The 13471-nt window shown below is 42.6% G+C and carries 15 protein-coding genes; 6 read left to right on the forward strand and 9 right to left on the reverse strand.

Annotated elements, in window-relative coordinates; translation table 11 throughout:
* Positions 1 to 25 precede the first annotated feature (25 nt).
* Positions 26 to 1960, reverse strand: a complete 1935-nt coding sequence (locus tag IGJ44_RS08935; RefSeq protein WP_121261247.1) for a heavy metal translocating P-type ATPase — start codon at positions 1958 to 1960, stop codon at positions 26 to 28.
* Between the two features lie 185 nt (positions 1961 to 2145).
* On the opposite strand from IGJ44_RS08935, the gene rsxC reads away from it, so the two are divergent.
* The 3 genes from rsxC to IGJ44_RS08950 are packed head-to-tail and all read left to right on the forward strand — an operon-like array spanning position 2146 to position 5143.
* Positions 2146 to 3483 (forward strand): electron transport complex subunit RsxC, encoded by a 1338-nt coding sequence (gene rsxC, locus IGJ44_RS08940; RefSeq protein ID WP_034857394.1) that lies wholly within the window; start codon positions 2146 to 2148, stop codon positions 3481 to 3483.
* The gene (locus IGJ44_RS08945; protein WP_015509781.1) at positions 3476 to 4546 is read left to right on the forward strand and encodes an RnfABCDGE type electron transport complex subunit D; all 1071 of its coding nucleotides are present in this window, start codon (positions 3476 to 3478) and stop codon (positions 4544 to 4546) included. Before rsxC ends, IGJ44_RS08945 begins: the two co-directional genes overlap by 8 nt.
* 24 nt (positions 4547 to 4570) lie before the next feature.
* On the forward strand, positions 4571 to 5143 hold the full coding sequence (locus tag IGJ44_RS08950; RefSeq protein ID WP_430605645.1) for a hypothetical protein: 573 nt from the start codon (positions 4571 to 4573) through the stop codon (positions 5141 to 5143).
* A 36-nt stretch (positions 5144 to 5179) separates the two neighbouring features.
* On the opposite strand, the gene IGJ44_RS08955 is transcribed toward IGJ44_RS08950, so the two are convergent.
* Positions 5180 to 5377 (reverse strand): hypothetical protein, encoded by a 198-nt coding sequence (locus tag IGJ44_RS08955; RefSeq protein WP_015509783.1) that lies wholly within the window; start codon positions 5375 to 5377, stop codon positions 5180 to 5182.
* A 135-nt stretch (positions 5378 to 5512) separates the two neighbouring features.
* On the opposite strand from IGJ44_RS08955, the gene IGJ44_RS08960 reads away from it, so the two are divergent.
* Complete coding sequence (locus tag IGJ44_RS08960; protein ID WP_005226206.1) at positions 5513 to 5785, forward strand: hypothetical protein; 273 nt, start codon at positions 5513 to 5515, stop codon at positions 5783 to 5785.
* Positions 5786 to 5874: 89 nt separating this feature from the next.
* Here the strand turns inward: IGJ44_RS08960 and IGJ44_RS08965 are convergent, their stop codons facing one another.
* From IGJ44_RS08965 to IGJ44_RS08975, 3 genes are all read right to left on the reverse strand, one after another.
* The gene (locus IGJ44_RS08965; protein ID WP_005226207.1) at positions 5875 to 6246 is read right to left on the reverse strand and encodes a hypothetical protein; all 372 of its coding nucleotides are present in this window, start codon (positions 6244 to 6246) and stop codon (positions 5875 to 5877) included.
* A gap of 169 nt (positions 6247 to 6415) precedes the next feature.
* Complete coding sequence (locus IGJ44_RS08970; RefSeq protein WP_015509784.1) at positions 6416 to 6961, reverse strand: metal ABC transporter permease; 546 nt, start codon at positions 6959 to 6961, stop codon at positions 6416 to 6418.
* A complete protein-coding gene (locus IGJ44_RS08975; protein ID WP_005226209.1) occupies positions 6945 to 7364 on the reverse strand; it encodes a DUF4430 domain-containing protein in 420 nt (139 codons plus the stop codon). Before IGJ44_RS08975 ends, IGJ44_RS08970 begins: the two co-directional genes overlap by 17 nt.
* A 165-nt stretch (positions 7365 to 7529) precedes the next feature.
* On the opposite strand from IGJ44_RS08975, the gene IGJ44_RS08980 reads away from it, so the two are divergent.
* Together IGJ44_RS08980 and IGJ44_RS08985 are read left to right on the forward strand one after the other, a co-directional pair.
* Complete coding sequence (locus tag IGJ44_RS08980; RefSeq protein ID WP_167827416.1) at positions 7530 to 8930, forward strand: C69 family dipeptidase; 1401 nt, start codon at positions 7530 to 7532, stop codon at positions 8928 to 8930.
* 185 nt (positions 8931 to 9115) lie between these two features.
* On the forward strand, positions 9116 to 9286 hold the full coding sequence (locus IGJ44_RS08985) for a hypothetical protein (protein ID WP_010748430.1): 171 nt from the start codon (positions 9116 to 9118) through the stop codon (positions 9284 to 9286).
* A 59-nt stretch (positions 9287 to 9345) separates the two neighbouring features.
* Here the strand turns inward: IGJ44_RS08985 and IGJ44_RS08990 are convergent, their stop codons facing one another.
* From IGJ44_RS08990 to IGJ44_RS09005, 4 genes are all read right to left on the reverse strand, one after another.
* Positions 9346 to 10506, reverse strand: a complete 1161-nt coding sequence (locus IGJ44_RS08990; RefSeq protein WP_167827417.1) for a MalY/PatB family protein — start codon at positions 10504 to 10506, stop codon at positions 9346 to 9348.
* 30 nt (positions 10507 to 10536) lie between these two features.
* Positions 10537 to 12099, reverse strand: a complete 1563-nt coding sequence (gene malX, locus IGJ44_RS08995; protein WP_060791978.1) for a maltose/glucose-specific PTS transporter subunit IIBC — start codon at positions 12097 to 12099, stop codon at positions 10537 to 10539.
* 103 nt (positions 12100 to 12202) lie between these two features.
* Positions 12203 to 12988: a MurR/RpiR family transcriptional regulator gene (locus IGJ44_RS09000; protein ID WP_087627553.1), complete on the reverse strand. Its 786-nt coding sequence runs from the start codon at positions 12986 to 12988 to the stop codon at positions 12203 to 12205.
* Between the two features lie 171 nt (positions 12989 to 13159).
* Positions 13160 to 13342: a hypothetical protein gene (locus IGJ44_RS09005; RefSeq protein ID WP_060791980.1), complete on the reverse strand. Its 183-nt coding sequence runs from the start codon at positions 13340 to 13342 to the stop codon at positions 13160 to 13162.
* Between the last annotated feature and the right edge of the window lie 129 nt (positions 13343 to 13471).

Here is a 13471-nt window from a genome sequence, read left to right on the forward strand (position 1 = left end):
GCTATCCTTCGATAGCCGCTTTTTTTTATGCATCTGGCAGTTTGCGCAAAAGGCGCAACCCGTTAAACAATACAATCAACGTACTTCCTTCATGGGCAAATACCCCCAGCCCAATATTCATTTTTCCAAATAGATTCAACCCGACTAATAATGCGACGATAAACATGGAGAAGAAAATATTTTGCCAAATGATTCGATCCATTTTCTTCGCTAAGCGATAGGCATACGCGAAGCGTGAAAGGTCATTTTTCATGATCACAGCGTCCCCCACTTCGATAGCAACATCTGACCCTTCCCCCATCGCAAAACCGATGTCTGCCTGAACAAGTGCGGGCGCATCATTGATGCCATCCCCCACCATGGCGGTTTGTCCGTAGGCTTCTTGGAGTGCTCGAACCGCTTCCGCTTTGTTCTCAGGTAACACATTAGCCGCCACTTGATCAACGTTTAGCCGCTTTCCGATGGCTTCCCCAGCAGACGCACTATCTCCGGTGATCATAACGGTATGGATCCCTTCATTTTTTAAATAACGAATCACAGAAGCTGCCTGTTCGTTCGGCTCATCCATCAAAGCGATGATTGCGACAACCTCTTCATTGATGGAAAAAATGACCATCGTTTTTCCTTGCGCTTCCAGGTGACGGTACTGTTGCTCCAACGAACCTGTTAACTGGGAGTTTTCGGTTCTTTTTCCTAATCGATAGGTTTTTGTTCCTGAGACGGCTACTAAACCGGAACCAATCTCATTCGTAACCGTCAGCTGTTCGTTTTGCTGCCCTTTACTGTTCTTCTCAAAATAAGTAACGATCGCATCTGCCAATGGATGATTGGCTTGTTTTTCCAGCGAAACGATGATGGAAGCGGCCTCTGCTTGATCGATGGCTTCAGAGAAAATGACATCCGTGACCGTTGGTTTTCCGACGGTCAACGTGCCCGTTTTGTCAAATGCCACCGCTTTGATCTGAGCAAAATTCGTTAAGTAGTTACTGCCTTTAAAAAGAATCCCTTTTTTCGCTAGATTTGAAATCGCAGATAAACTAGCAGGTACCGCACTTGCCGCTAACGCACAAGGAGACGCTGCAATCATCATCACGATCCCGCGATAAAAACTAGTATACCAATCCCAACCAAGTAGAAACGGTGCTGTTAAGATGAACAAAGAGACTGCAATGAAAACAATGGTTACATAGATTGGTTCAATTTTTTTGATTCGTGTTTCTGTTGGTGACTGATTCGACTGTGCCGCTTCAACGACTGAAAGAATTTTGGCAAAGACCGTTTCCGAGCTGTCTTTTGTGACTTCCATCAAAAATGTTCCATTGCCATTAATGGTACTGCCATAAACTTCGTCTCCCGCTGTTTTTTCTCGCGGTATACTCTCGCCATTGATGGAAGCTTCGTTGATGGCACTCGTGCCAGAAAGAATCACCCCATCTGTTGCTAACTGATCACCAGGCAAAACTTGTAAAATATCCCCTTTTTTTATCTCTGAAGCAGCAATTTTTTTGGCTTTCCCATCTGGGCCCATCAAACGCGCTTCCGTTGGATTCAATTTGAGAAGATTGGTAATTTCACGTCGGCTTTGCCCTTCCGCGTATTCTTCTAAAAAGTGAGCACCAGCAAAAATCAAAATCAGTAAGGCTGCCTCATTAAAATTGCCTATGATCATTGACCCTATCGCTGCTAATAACATCAATAGATGTACATTTGGCGTAAAGCGCCGATTGATTCTTGTGCTTTTTACGGTATCCTCGATCCCTTCCCACGAAATGTGGTAGCCCGCTAATAAAACTGCAGCAAAATAAACCCCGTCTTTTACCCATTGATTCGAAATAAACAGCGCCACTATAAAGAAGATTACCCCCGCGAAGTAAACTTTACGAGGAAACGTCCCATGATCATGGGTATGCGTATGTCCCTTCGTTTTTGTGTGCTCGTGTTGACAAGTATGTTCAGCCATCATCAAAACCTCCTCTATTCCATCGAACATATGAACGATCAATCATGTTTATACCCTGATTATATATGAACAAACAATCATATGTCAACCGAAATAAGTTTTTCTTGTGAAATGTAAGCGTTTATGGTTTTGAGAATGCGGATGGCATGCTAGAATAAAGTTAGGAGAAAAAAGGAGTGTTGGCTATGAGAACATTTACTGGTGGAATTTCACTAAGTCCCCCGTTACAAATGTTAAAAGAAAAATTAATGATCGAACAAGATGAAATCCTTACCTTTTCACCCACGATGGTCTTTATCCCTTTGGCACAACATATTGGTGCCCCTGTCGAACCGACGGTTTCCGTTGGTGAGTACGTCAAGCAAGGGCAAGTGATCGCTGAAGCAGATGCCTTTGTATCTGCGAAAGTCCATGCATCTGTTTCGGGCAAAATCGTCGATATTGTCGATTGGCCAAATCAAAACAATGAAGAAGGAAAAACCATCATCATTGAAAACGATTATGCCTTCGATAATGATTTTTTGTCTACCCCATTCAACTGGCAATCTGCTGCTAACGAAACGATCCTCAAAAAAATCCGTCAAGGCGGTATCGCCGGCAAAGGCGGTGCAACGTTTCCCACCCATGTCAAATTCAGTATTGATGAAAATAAAAAAATCCATACCTTGATCTTAAACGGATCTGAATGTGAGCCCTTTTTGCGCAGTGATGCCTTCTTAATGCAAAAAGAAGCCCAAAAAATCATCCAAGGGGCAAAAATTGCCCAAAAATTGTTAGCTGATCCAAAAATCATCATTGGCATCGAGGATGATAAACCGCTAGCCATTTCAGCGATGCAAGCCGCAAGTGCAGAGGATGACACGATAGAAGTCGTTACTGTCCCAACTGTTTATCCAACCGGTGGTGAAAAGCAGTTAGTAGAGTTATTGACCGATCAGGAGGTACCTTTAGGCGGCTTGACTGCCGATATTGGGATCGTATTGATCAATGTTGCCACCAGCTTTGCCATCGCTGAAGCGGTCTGTTATGACAAACCGCTGATTGAACGCTATACAACCGTGACTGGTGATGTTCAACATCCACGCATCGTCAAAAATCCTTTAGGAACACTCGCAGGAGAGTTGATCGATTTTGCTGGCGGCTTTCAAGGTGCGCCCAGCAAGCTGATTCTTGGCGGCCCCATGATGGGGAAATCCGTCAAAACATTAAAGGTTCCGGTCACCAAAGGCAGCAACGGGATCGTTGTTTTTAATGAAGAAACCGATTGGCTCTATGCCGAAAACCCCTGCATTCGCTGCAATAAATGTGTCGAAGCTTGTCCGATGCGCCTGATGCCGATGGAGATCGATCAATTCTATCGAGCAGGCGATTATCAAAAATGTGAAGAATTGCTGGCAGAAGCGTGTATCAATTGTGGTGCTTGCACCTTTGTCTGTCCAGCCAAACGTTCCTTAGCTGCCAACATCACTGCCGCAAAAGGCAAGGTTGCACAGCTGCAGAAGGAGGCGAAGGAAAGTGCCTGATTACTACAAGGATTCCGATAGCGAGCGCCTCTTTCAGCAACGAAAAAACCAAGAAACACCACCAAGCCCACATATTCGCAGCAATGACGAAACAGTCAAAATCATGGGCTGTGTAGTACTAGCCTTACTACCAGCAGTTTTATTCTCGGGCTACCTTTTCGGGCTCAAGGTATATGGGTTGTTTTTCATTGCGTTAGCCACGGCGTTTGCCGCCGACGGAATTTGGTCCTACCTCATCAAACGGCCATTTCGTTTCGATCTAAGCATCGTTGTGACGGCCTTGCTTTTAACGATGAATCTTCCACCGACCGCACCTTGGTATTTCCCAGTGATCGGGGTGGCGTTTGCCGTGATCATCGTCAAAGAATTTTTTGGCGGTATCGGCTATAACTTTTTAAATCCAGCCCTTGGCGGTCGCGCCTTGTTGATTGGTTTGTTTTATAACCAGATGTTTTTGATCAGTTGGCCAGATCCACCTTTTGGCAGCATCGCTCCTGATGTGGTTTCGCAAGCTACGGCGAACGATGTCGTTTCCGGTGCTACGCCATTAGCTGTCATGAAGGCCGGGGACACCTTAAGCGGTTCTGATCTGTTGGATGCTTTTTTAGGATTTACTGGGGGACGAATCGGTGAAACCAGTGCCTTGCTTTTACTTCTGGGTGGAATTTTTCTCGTTTACAAGAAAATCATCTCCCCTCGTATCCCGCTGATTATTTTTGCAACGATCGGGCTCTTTGCTTTTATCCTTGGTCCAGAAGGACTTTTTACTGGCAGTTGGCAAACGGTGATTGGGCATATCATCAGCGGTGGTGCCATGTTGGGTGCGATCTATATGGCGACTGATTATTCTTCGACTCCAGGAACAAAAGCAGGAGAAAATCTTTTTGCCTTAGGCGTGGGGCTTCTCGTTGTCCTCTTCCGTTTCTTTGGTTTCACAAACGAAGGCATGAGCTATGCCATCTTGATCATGAATTGTTTTACTCCACTCATCGATCGCTTCTTACGCCTTCGCATTTTAGGGGAAGGAAAAAAGACCCCGTTCAACCTTAAAATCATGAGCTAAAACGCAAGAAAGGAGCGTTCTCATATGATGATCGCCAATCGACTAGTGGTCTTCCTAGTCATTCTACTCACAAATTACGCCTGCCAAAATTTGGCGCCGATCGTCAAAGAAAAAAAACCGAACGTGACGACACGGGTGGTTTTCCTGTCAGGGATCATTGCAGTCGCATACTTGTTGAGCGGTTTAAGTTTTTATCTTTTGCTTCAAAATCGCTTTGTCTATGGCAATCAAGTGGTCACCAATTTGGTAAGTGCTGCCATCATCGCCTTGATTACTGCCAGTTTATGCTTACTGATCGTTCCAGCAAAAAAACGTTTCTTGACGAATGATCTAAAAAAGACGACCCTAGTCAGTGTCACTTTGCTGACGATCGCCACTGTGACCCAATTTCCCTATACCGATTATTTAACCAATTTATTTGTTGCTGTAGGCATGTATTTTCTCTTTTCCTGTGCTTTGTCAGGGGTTCATACACGAAATCAAATTGCCGCAATTCCGCCAATTCTGAAAGGCTTACCTCTGGACATCGTGACACTTTTTCTATTTTATCTGAGCTTTTCCTTTCTCAACGGTGTCTTCTTCAATTATTTATTCTAAACAAAAAGCAAGTCCCGCTTTGGCAGCGGAACTTGCTTATTTCTTGCGGAATATTTCTCTGAAGGAACCGATCAAAAAACCAGTCGAAAAAGCATTTTGTGCTTTTTGTTCTTTTTCAGCAGCGATTTTTTGTCGTGTTCGCAGCCCTTTATTGGCATTTTTGGACTTCTTCCCTTCACGGAGTTCTTTCGAAGCCTTTTGAAACTCTTTTGAGAAACGGTTATACCCAACCACTCCTTTTGCCTCCTTTCTTTTTACGTGACACATAATAACGAGGATTTATTATAGGAATTGCCTTTCTGATGCAAATCAGGTAACATAACAGACAGAAAGATGATTTATCCCAGGTTTATCAGAAAGGAAGATCCCATGAACGAAACCCACACTGGATTGTTAGTCAATAGCCGTGTTTTTCAAGAAACGCCAATGATGCTAACAGGTATCCAACTTTTAGAAGACCACAAAATCGTGAATTGCATTATTAAGGATCGCTACTTAGCCAGTTATGTCTTACGCCTTCCTTTAAATAAATACCAATTAGAAGTCGAAGGAAAATGGAACAAGCGGGAACAGTTAGTGATCAAGCATATGAAAATCAAGAATATCGATGAGTTTATTAAAATCGTCGGTACGCCAGAATAACAGGACTCACGAAAAGCAAGTGCAGACAACTGCCCTTGCTTTTTTTTTGAAAAAATCCAGCTGATTTTTCCCGCGTGTTCCTCCGATGTTTATCGCGACATTCTAGTAAACCGGTCGATCAAGGCTTTTTGTTCCTCTTTGATACCGATCGCCAACGGTTTGATCATTAGTTTGACAGTGGTCGAAGGTGTCTGAATCTGGACTTTTTTATTTACCACACCGCCTAGTTGTAATTTTGTGATCTCGTGGATCATAATTGTCTGCATCCCTTTTTCATGAAATTGCAGATCTAACTGAATCAAGTGGATTTTTTCTTCGTCAACCACCACGATAAAATACTTTGGTGTTGGCAGGGCAATCATTTTGGCTTCCTCGGCATAACCAGCCAGTTTTCCATGGAACTTCGCACGGTAGCTTTCTAAATCATCTTTTTTCACGATCCATTTCATCAAAAGCCACATCCTTCCTTAGATACCTTAAAGATACCTGCAGAAACCGCTTTTGCACAACAATATGCCTGCTTGTTTCCTCACATAACCCCTTTCACCTCATTTGATCGTCAAAGACTTTTTCCTCTAGTCATGGACGTTTTGCCCGACACTAGCTAACTCAACAAAAAAAGCGAAGCGCTTAGTGCCCTTCGCTGTTGTTCTTTGGATAGTAGTGTTGGAAAAGCCGCAGAAAGATCGGTGCTAGTAACAGATAAAAAATGCCATTGCCTATTGCGTGGAGGGCATCAAAGCTCAATCCTTGAAAATAATAAGCCCAAAAGCTAGGAAACCCATAAAGTTTGACACTGATCCAAGATATCACAAAGCCATAAGCAAACCCTGCAAATACACTGTAGCTGACTTGTAAAAGCAACCGTTTCATAAACAGCTTGCTTTTTGACAACAGATACATCCCCAAAATAATGATTGCATAGCTAACTAATTGAGCAATCGTCCATATTCCCATTCCCATGTAAAAATTGGTAATCAGCATCGAGAGCAGACAAACGATCAATCCACGACTAAGACCTAAATGGATGGTTACTAATAAAAAGATCACCGTCATTGGTTGAACATTGGGTAAGGGTTGAAAAAGTGACCTGCCGACGACGGCCGCTGCCACAAGCAGCCCTAAATAAGCAATTTCTTTTCCAGCAAATGCAAGTGGTTTATTCGAATTTTTCATAGGTGAAAACCACTTTATCGTTGTTTCCTAAAAAGGTATCATCTGCCCCAGTTGTAATCATTTCATCATTGATCGTATATGTCCAATAATAGCCAGCTTTTTCATCTTGCGCTAAACCGTCAATGCTGGTGATCATCCCTTGATTTTCTTCCAAGTCAAAGTTCTCTTTCATGATAGTCATCAAAGAAACCCCTTCTTTAAAAGTGACCGTTTTGGTTTCGATCTCCTGGTCTTGCTCTTCACTTTTATTATTGAAGCTGATTTGGGCAGTGCGCTCTTCGGCGTTTTGTTGGACTGACGAAGATTCACTGGAGGAGTTTCCCGCATCCATCGATGGTTTGGCACAGCCGGCAAAAACCAGACTTAGTAAAAAAATATAACTAAAAACAACTGTTTTCTTCATAATAATGGCTCCTTTGATTTTTTTTACAACACCTTATTCTACTAAAAATAAATAAAAAAGGCGAAATTTTTTTGTTCCTCTCTATAGAAAGCATTGTAAAACCATGAGACTATGGGTATACTAGCTTCAATCATTCGTAAGAAGAAATGAAGGAGTGTTGGAAAGATGGATAGAAAAAAAGCGTCCTGTACCACTTTACTAGTAGGAAAAAAAGCATCGATCGACGGCTCGACCATGATTGCCCGCAATGAAGATTCTGGAAGCGGTTCGGAACCGCAAAAATTCGTCGTCATCACTCCAGAACAGCAAGGAAATGAATTTTACGCCGTTTTAAGCGACTGTCGAATCAGTTTGCCAGCAAAATCATTACGCTATACTTCAACCCCTGAAGCAGATGAATCGCAAGGAGTTTGGGCAGCTTCAGGAATCAATGAAGAAAATATCGCCATGACTGCAACAGAAACGATCACAACCAATTCACGCATTTTGGCTATTGATCCATATGTGGAAGATGGTATCGGGGAAGCTGATTTCGTCAGCATCGTACTGCCTTACATCCATTCCGCTAAAGAAGGTGTTTTACGCTTAGGGGAACTCTTAGAAACCTATGGGACCTATGAAGCCAACGGGATCGCTTTTTCTGATGCCGAGGAAATCTGGTATATGGAAACCATCGGTGGACATCACTGGGCAGCTGTTCGCATACCAGATGATGCCTATGTCGTGGCACCAAATCGCTTAAACATTGATCACTTCGATTTCGCCTCAGAAATGACGTTGTGTTCGCAGGATCTCGAACAGTTGATTGAAGACTATCAATTAAATCCTGATTTTGAAGGCATTAATCTACGCCATATTTTTGGCAGCTCCTCAGAAAAAGATGCCCGTTACAATAACCCGCGGGCATGGTACATTCAAAAACACTTTAGCGGAACAGCCGCTGAACCGATCGATCAAGAGCTCCCGTTTGTATGCTACCCAAAACAAAAGCTATCCGTGGAAGATGTAAAATGGGCATTGAGCTCCCACTTCCAAAATACGCCTTTTGACCCTTACGGTACAGGGAGCGAGACACAAAAAACACAATTCCGATCGATTGCTCTCAATCGCAACCAGCAAGTCCATATTTTACAGATTCGCAACCACGTGCCCGCAGCAATCGCTGGCATTCATTGGCTTGCCTTTGGCCCCAATACCTTCAACGGCGTTGTGCCCTTTTATGCAGCTATCACTAAGACCCCACTTGGCTATTGTGATACGACAAAGACCTACGATCCATCAAATAGCTATTGGTTAGGACGCACCTTGGCGTTGATTGGAGACAGCGACTACGATCGCTATAGTGATCTTGCCAACCGTTTTGAAATGGAAACGATGGCGGCTTGTCGCCGCATCCAACAAGAAACTGATCGTAAAGCTTCCGTTGACAAGCAGCCTACTCGTCTGCTTGAAGAAGCCAACGCTGAGATGGCCGAACTGTATTTAAAAAATGCAACAACGTTACTAGGAAAAATGGTGGAGTCTGGCAGTAATAAAATGGCCTTGCGTTTTTCTTTAGCCGATTAGTCAATCGCTGAAAATAAAAGGATTAACAAAAACTTTACATGGAATTGCAGCAATCTAAACATTGCTCTCCTATACTAAAGATACCAATTCGTTTTCTTTTTCCTTGCTGGTACAAATCAAGCAATTGATTTGTACTAGTCCCCCTATTGAAGATCAATTGGTAAAAACCGTTGGGAGGAATGAACATGACTACAAGCATTTATCGGACTGTCACCAACGAAATTGTTAAAGGTGAGATCATCAAGAGCAAGAGTCAGCAAGATATGCTGATCATTCAAGACAAAGAAGGCTATTTCCATGTCGTTGAACCAATCCCCGTTACTACTGCAATGACTCCCCGCACGACGAAAGACTAAAAAACCACTGGCGATCAGAAAGAATACAGGATCTTTCTAATCGCTCAGTGGGTTCTTTTTTATGTCAAACTCAATGTGAATCGCTTCAAGCCATCAATGAGTTTTTCTCGCGAACAGCCAATGTTTAGGCGCAAAAAATTTCTCCCCTCTTTCCCATAGATCTCTCCTGACATAATCGCGACTTTCCCCTTTCGAATCATTCGTTGCTGCAATTCCGCCATCGTTAAACCCAGTGCTGTACAATCAATCCACATAAGATACGTGGCTTCGCTTTTCGTGACCACGAGTTCTGGGTGGTGTTCCTGTAAATAAGCGATCACATAAGCAATATTACCATCAAGATAGTCATTGAGCTGATCCACCCACTTACTTTCATTATCGTAGGCAGCAATCGTTGCGGTCATGCCAAAAATACTGGTGGAGCTCAACCCATCGGCTTCTTTTAACTGAGTTAAGAAGCGCTCACGCAACTTGGGATCAGGAATGATTCCATAAGAATAAATCAACCCTGGGAAATTAAATGTTTTACTTCCCGAAGTAACAAGGGCTACATTTTCTTGCAACAAATCAATGATCGGTTGATGCCTTTGCCCTTTTCTTACAATGTCCATATGGATCTCATCAGAGATGATAAATACATCATGGGTTTTCGCCAATTCGATGATTCGTTGCAACTCATCCTTTTGCCAGACTCTCCCAGTTGGGTTATGAGGACTACAGAGGAGAAGAACTTTATTTTCAGGCTGTGCCATCAATCTTGTTAGCTCTTCGAAATCAATGCGATACGACTTAGCATCATAGATGAGTGTATTAGGTACGATTTTTCTTTTGTTCTCTTTGATCATTTTATAAAACGCATCATACGCTGGCGTCTGAACAATGATCCCATCTCCTGGTTCACTGAGTAGGGTGACGAGCTGTTTAACGCTATACATAACGGAAGGACTGTAGACCAGCCAATCGCTTTTGATCATGCTGTTAAAACGTTCAGAATACCATTTGCAGACCGCTTGCTTGAATTCATTATGATTCCAACGTGTATACCCAAAAACCGGGTGCTGCATCCGCTTGATAAGTGCCGCTTCAACTGCAGCTGGCACCTTGAAATCCGTATCGGAAATCGTAAATGGCAACAAGTTTTTTTCACCAAAACGGTCTTCAACATAATCCCACTGAGTACACTGGGTTCCTTTACGATTGATTGGTTCATCAAAAAACATTTTCTTCACTCCTACTACTTGACAATTTTGCTAAAGAATCGCATCAAGTTGATTTCTGACTGTTGTTACTTTCGTTCCAATGATTACTTGCACGTTAGTATCATCTAAGTGAACGACCCCAAGCGCACCTAGTTTTTTCAGCCGTTCATCATCAACCAATGTACCATCGTTTAGAACGAGGCGTAGCCGTGTAATGCAATTGTCTAAAGAATCAATATTGCTTGCTCCCCCTAAAGCTGCCAAAATACCATGGGCATCGTAGCCACTCTTTCCAGAATAGGTCATTTCCTCTTCCAACTCATTCGTTTGATCACTATTCTCTTCTCTACCAGGTGTCTTCAAGTTCTTGCGAAGGATTACTGTTTTAAAAACAAAGTAATAAAGGGCAAACCAGCAAGCTCCTACAATCAGAACGAGCCACCATTTTGTATATGCGCCTTGCATCACGCCAAAGATAAGAAAATCAAGCACGCCCCCATCGGTATTTCCAATCGTGACACCTAATAGACTCATTACCATAAATCCAGCACCTGTCATGATGACATGAAAAATCCATAATAAAGGGCTGATGAATAAGAATAAAAATTCGATTGGTTCAGTAATTCCTGTCACAAAAGTTGCAATGACGCCTGAAATCAATAAACCTTTTATTTTTGAACGATTCTCAGGTTTTGCCGTGTGGTACATAGCTAATGCTGCTGCCGGTAAGCCAAACATGAAGGTTGGCATCTTCCCTTGAGACAAGAACGCAGTTGCACTTGGTGAGATGCTCAAGCCGTTTTGTAATTCCGCATAAAAAATATTCAACGCCCCAAAGACTTGCTGACCATCGATCAGCTGACTTCCCCCGGCTTCGGTAAAGCGAATCATGGAAACCAAAATATGGTGTAATCCAAATGGCAGTAACAAGCGCTCACCTGAACCAAATAAGAACGGACCGAAAGGACCAGCTTGTTGGATCAAATGTCCGATTCCTGTGATGATCATAGCAAACAACGGCCAAATCATCGGAATGATCACCCCGACCATAGCTAAAGTAAGCGAGGTGATGATTGGAACAAAACGTGCTCCTGAAAAGAATGCAAAACTATCTGGCAATTGAAAATGGTAGAAGCGCATATGCAATTTATAAACGATCAATCCTGCGATAATACCTCCTAGAACACCCATTGATAATGTTTGAATGCCAAAAACGATCTCTTGCCCTGCTTCTCGTAGTTGATCTGCAGCAGCTAATTGATTCGTTTCTTGTAAATAAAAATTGATGGATAAATGCATCACGACATAGCCCACAAAGCCTGAGAATGCCGCAACTCCCTTCTCTTTTCTTGCTAGACCTAAAGGAATCGCCATCGCAAACATGACGGGTAAGTAACTAAAGGCAAACCCACCGATCGTTGACATGAAACGAAAAACCACTTGGAGCCAAGGGGCACCTAAAAATGGGAAAACGTCGATCGTTGAAGAAGATGAAAATGAACTACCAATCCCTAAAAATAAACCCATGAATGCGAGTAAAGCGACTGGCAACATAAATGTTTTCCCAAGTCCTTGAAAAATTTCCATCCAGCTTGCTTTCTTTCCTTTTTGCATATCATTTCCTCCTAACACTTTTATCTCTTAAAATGTAAACGATATCAAGAAGGCTTACAATACAGTTCCCCAAAGAAGAATGACCATTCACAAAATGGAATGGTCATTCAGGATCAAGTCCTGCTTCGATTTGATTGGCGTATTGAATAATTAAAATATCCAGTAACGCCGCTAAGGAGATCCGCGGGCTCAAATCGACTTCATGATGATAAATCGCTGTCATTTCAACAGGAAAAGAGAAGGTGGCAAGCTTTTCTAACGTGCTTTTTGGTTGACCAATACAGGCTAAAATCGGCACGCCTCTTTGTTTCAAACGAGTAGCATAATTTAGCATCCCGATCGTTTCTCCACTATGACTAATAAAAAGAGCTAAATCATTTTTTGATAGTTGGTTCGCGATGGTTGTCAATTCATCCCAATCCGTTGATGCACCCACTGTTTTACCTAAAAAGCGCAATTTTCGACTTGCAGATAATGCGACCGGCGCACTTTGCCCTAAAGCGAAAAATTCGATTCGTTGTGCTTGCTGCAGCATTTCCACGGCACGCTGAAAGTCAGCTTCTTCAATCATTGATAAGGATGTCGTCAGCTGGTCAATCATTTGCTTGATCAGTGGGGATAAGCCAAGAGAGGCTTGGGTAGCAGACTCGTTTCTTTCAAGGCTTTGATAACTTTTCAATGAAAATTTGAATTCTTGAAAACCCGTAAAGCCAAGCTTTTTCGCCATTCGACTGATCGTTGCTTGACTAGTATAGGTTTGAGAAGCTAACTCATCGGCCGTCATTTCCGAAACTTTCTCAGGCGCTCTCAAACAATAGTTAAGGACGGTTCGTTCTACTCGGTTTAGCTCAGGGATTTTGTATTGGATTCGTTTGTATAAATGGTTCATCACCTGCTTCTCCTCTCTACTGTTTCTTTATTCTTCTCCTCTCCACTATGCTTCATTTACTCATTATACCTTCCATCAAGAAAAGTACCAACTGATGATGAAGAACTTGACAGCAAAAAAGTGACTCACCAGGTAAAAGGTGAGCTACTTCTTCTATTTTCTCTCTATCTATCATTTTTGCGCAGTCAATTCTGTAAACTCTTGCCCATTGCCATAGTCACTTTCTTTTGAGGGTTGCTTTCCAGATATTCGTTGTCGGCAACTGACAAGTTTATTTTCGACATATTCCATTGTATTGGCGGCGAACATTACTACATTTGCTAGACCTTTGATCAAGGGATCGTTTGGTTCCATCCTCTATTCCCCCATTTCCTTCACGTGTAAGTTGTTACTGACACTTCCTTAACAATGAATATAGACGAGGTACCTTAAATCAAACTAAAAGAGGACCAACACTACGAAAAGCAAAGCAGACTAGTTTCC

The sequence above is a fragment of the Enterococcus sp. DIV1368d genome, assembly GCF_050542975.1.
GTDB classification, from domain to species: Bacteria; Bacillota; Bacilli; order Lactobacillales; family Enterococcaceae; genus Enterococcus_D; species Enterococcus_D casseliflavus.

What these genes read in the sequence shown, in the direction of transcription:
- IGJ44_RS08935 (WP_121261247.1), bottom strand. Translation starts at nt 1,960, where the DNA reads ATGGCTGAACATACTTGTCAACACGAGCACACAAAAACGAAGGGACAT.
- rsxC (WP_034857394.1), top strand. Translation starts at nt 2,146, where the DNA reads ATGAGAACATTTACTGGTGGAATTTCACTAAGTCCCCCGTTACAAATG.
- IGJ44_RS08950 (WP_430605645.1), top strand. Translation starts at nt 4,571, where the DNA reads ATGATGATCGCCAATCGACTAGTGGTCTTCCTAGTCATTCTACTCACA.
- IGJ44_RS08960 (WP_005226206.1), top strand. Translation starts at nt 5,513, where the DNA reads ATGAACGAAACCCACACTGGATTGTTAGTCAATAGCCGTGTTTTTCAA.
- IGJ44_RS08965 (WP_005226207.1), bottom strand. Translation starts at nt 6,246, where the DNA reads ATGTGGCTTTTGATGAAATGGATCGTGAAAAAAGATGATTTAGAAAGC.
- IGJ44_RS08970 (WP_015509784.1), bottom strand. Translation starts at nt 6,961, where the DNA reads ATGAAAAATTCGAATAAACCACTTGCATTTGCTGGAAAAGAAATTGCT.
- IGJ44_RS08975 (WP_005226209.1), bottom strand. Translation starts at nt 7,364, where the DNA reads ATGAAGAAAACAGTTGTTTTTAGTTATATTTTTTTACTAAGTCTGGTT.
- IGJ44_RS08980 (WP_167827416.1), top strand. Translation starts at nt 7,530, where the DNA reads ATGGATAGAAAAAAAGCGTCCTGTACCACTTTACTAGTAGGAAAAAAA.
- IGJ44_RS08985 (WP_010748430.1), top strand. Translation starts at nt 9,116, where the DNA reads ATGACTACAAGCATTTATCGGACTGTCACCAACGAAATTGTTAAAGGT.
- IGJ44_RS08990 (WP_167827417.1), bottom strand. Translation starts at nt 10,506, where the DNA reads ATGTTTTTTGATGAACCAATCAATCGTAAAGGAACCCAGTGTACTCAG.
- malX (WP_060791978.1), bottom strand. Translation starts at nt 12,099, where the DNA reads ATGCAAAAAGGAAAGAAAGCAAGCTGGATGGAAATTTTTCAAGGACTT.
- IGJ44_RS09000 (WP_087627553.1), bottom strand. Translation starts at nt 12,988, where the DNA reads ATGAACCATTTATACAAACGAATCCAATACAAAATCCCTGAGCTAAAC.
- IGJ44_RS09005 (WP_060791980.1), bottom strand. Translation starts at nt 13,342, where the DNA reads ATGGAACCAAACGATCCCTTGATCAAAGGTCTAGCAAATGTAGTAATG.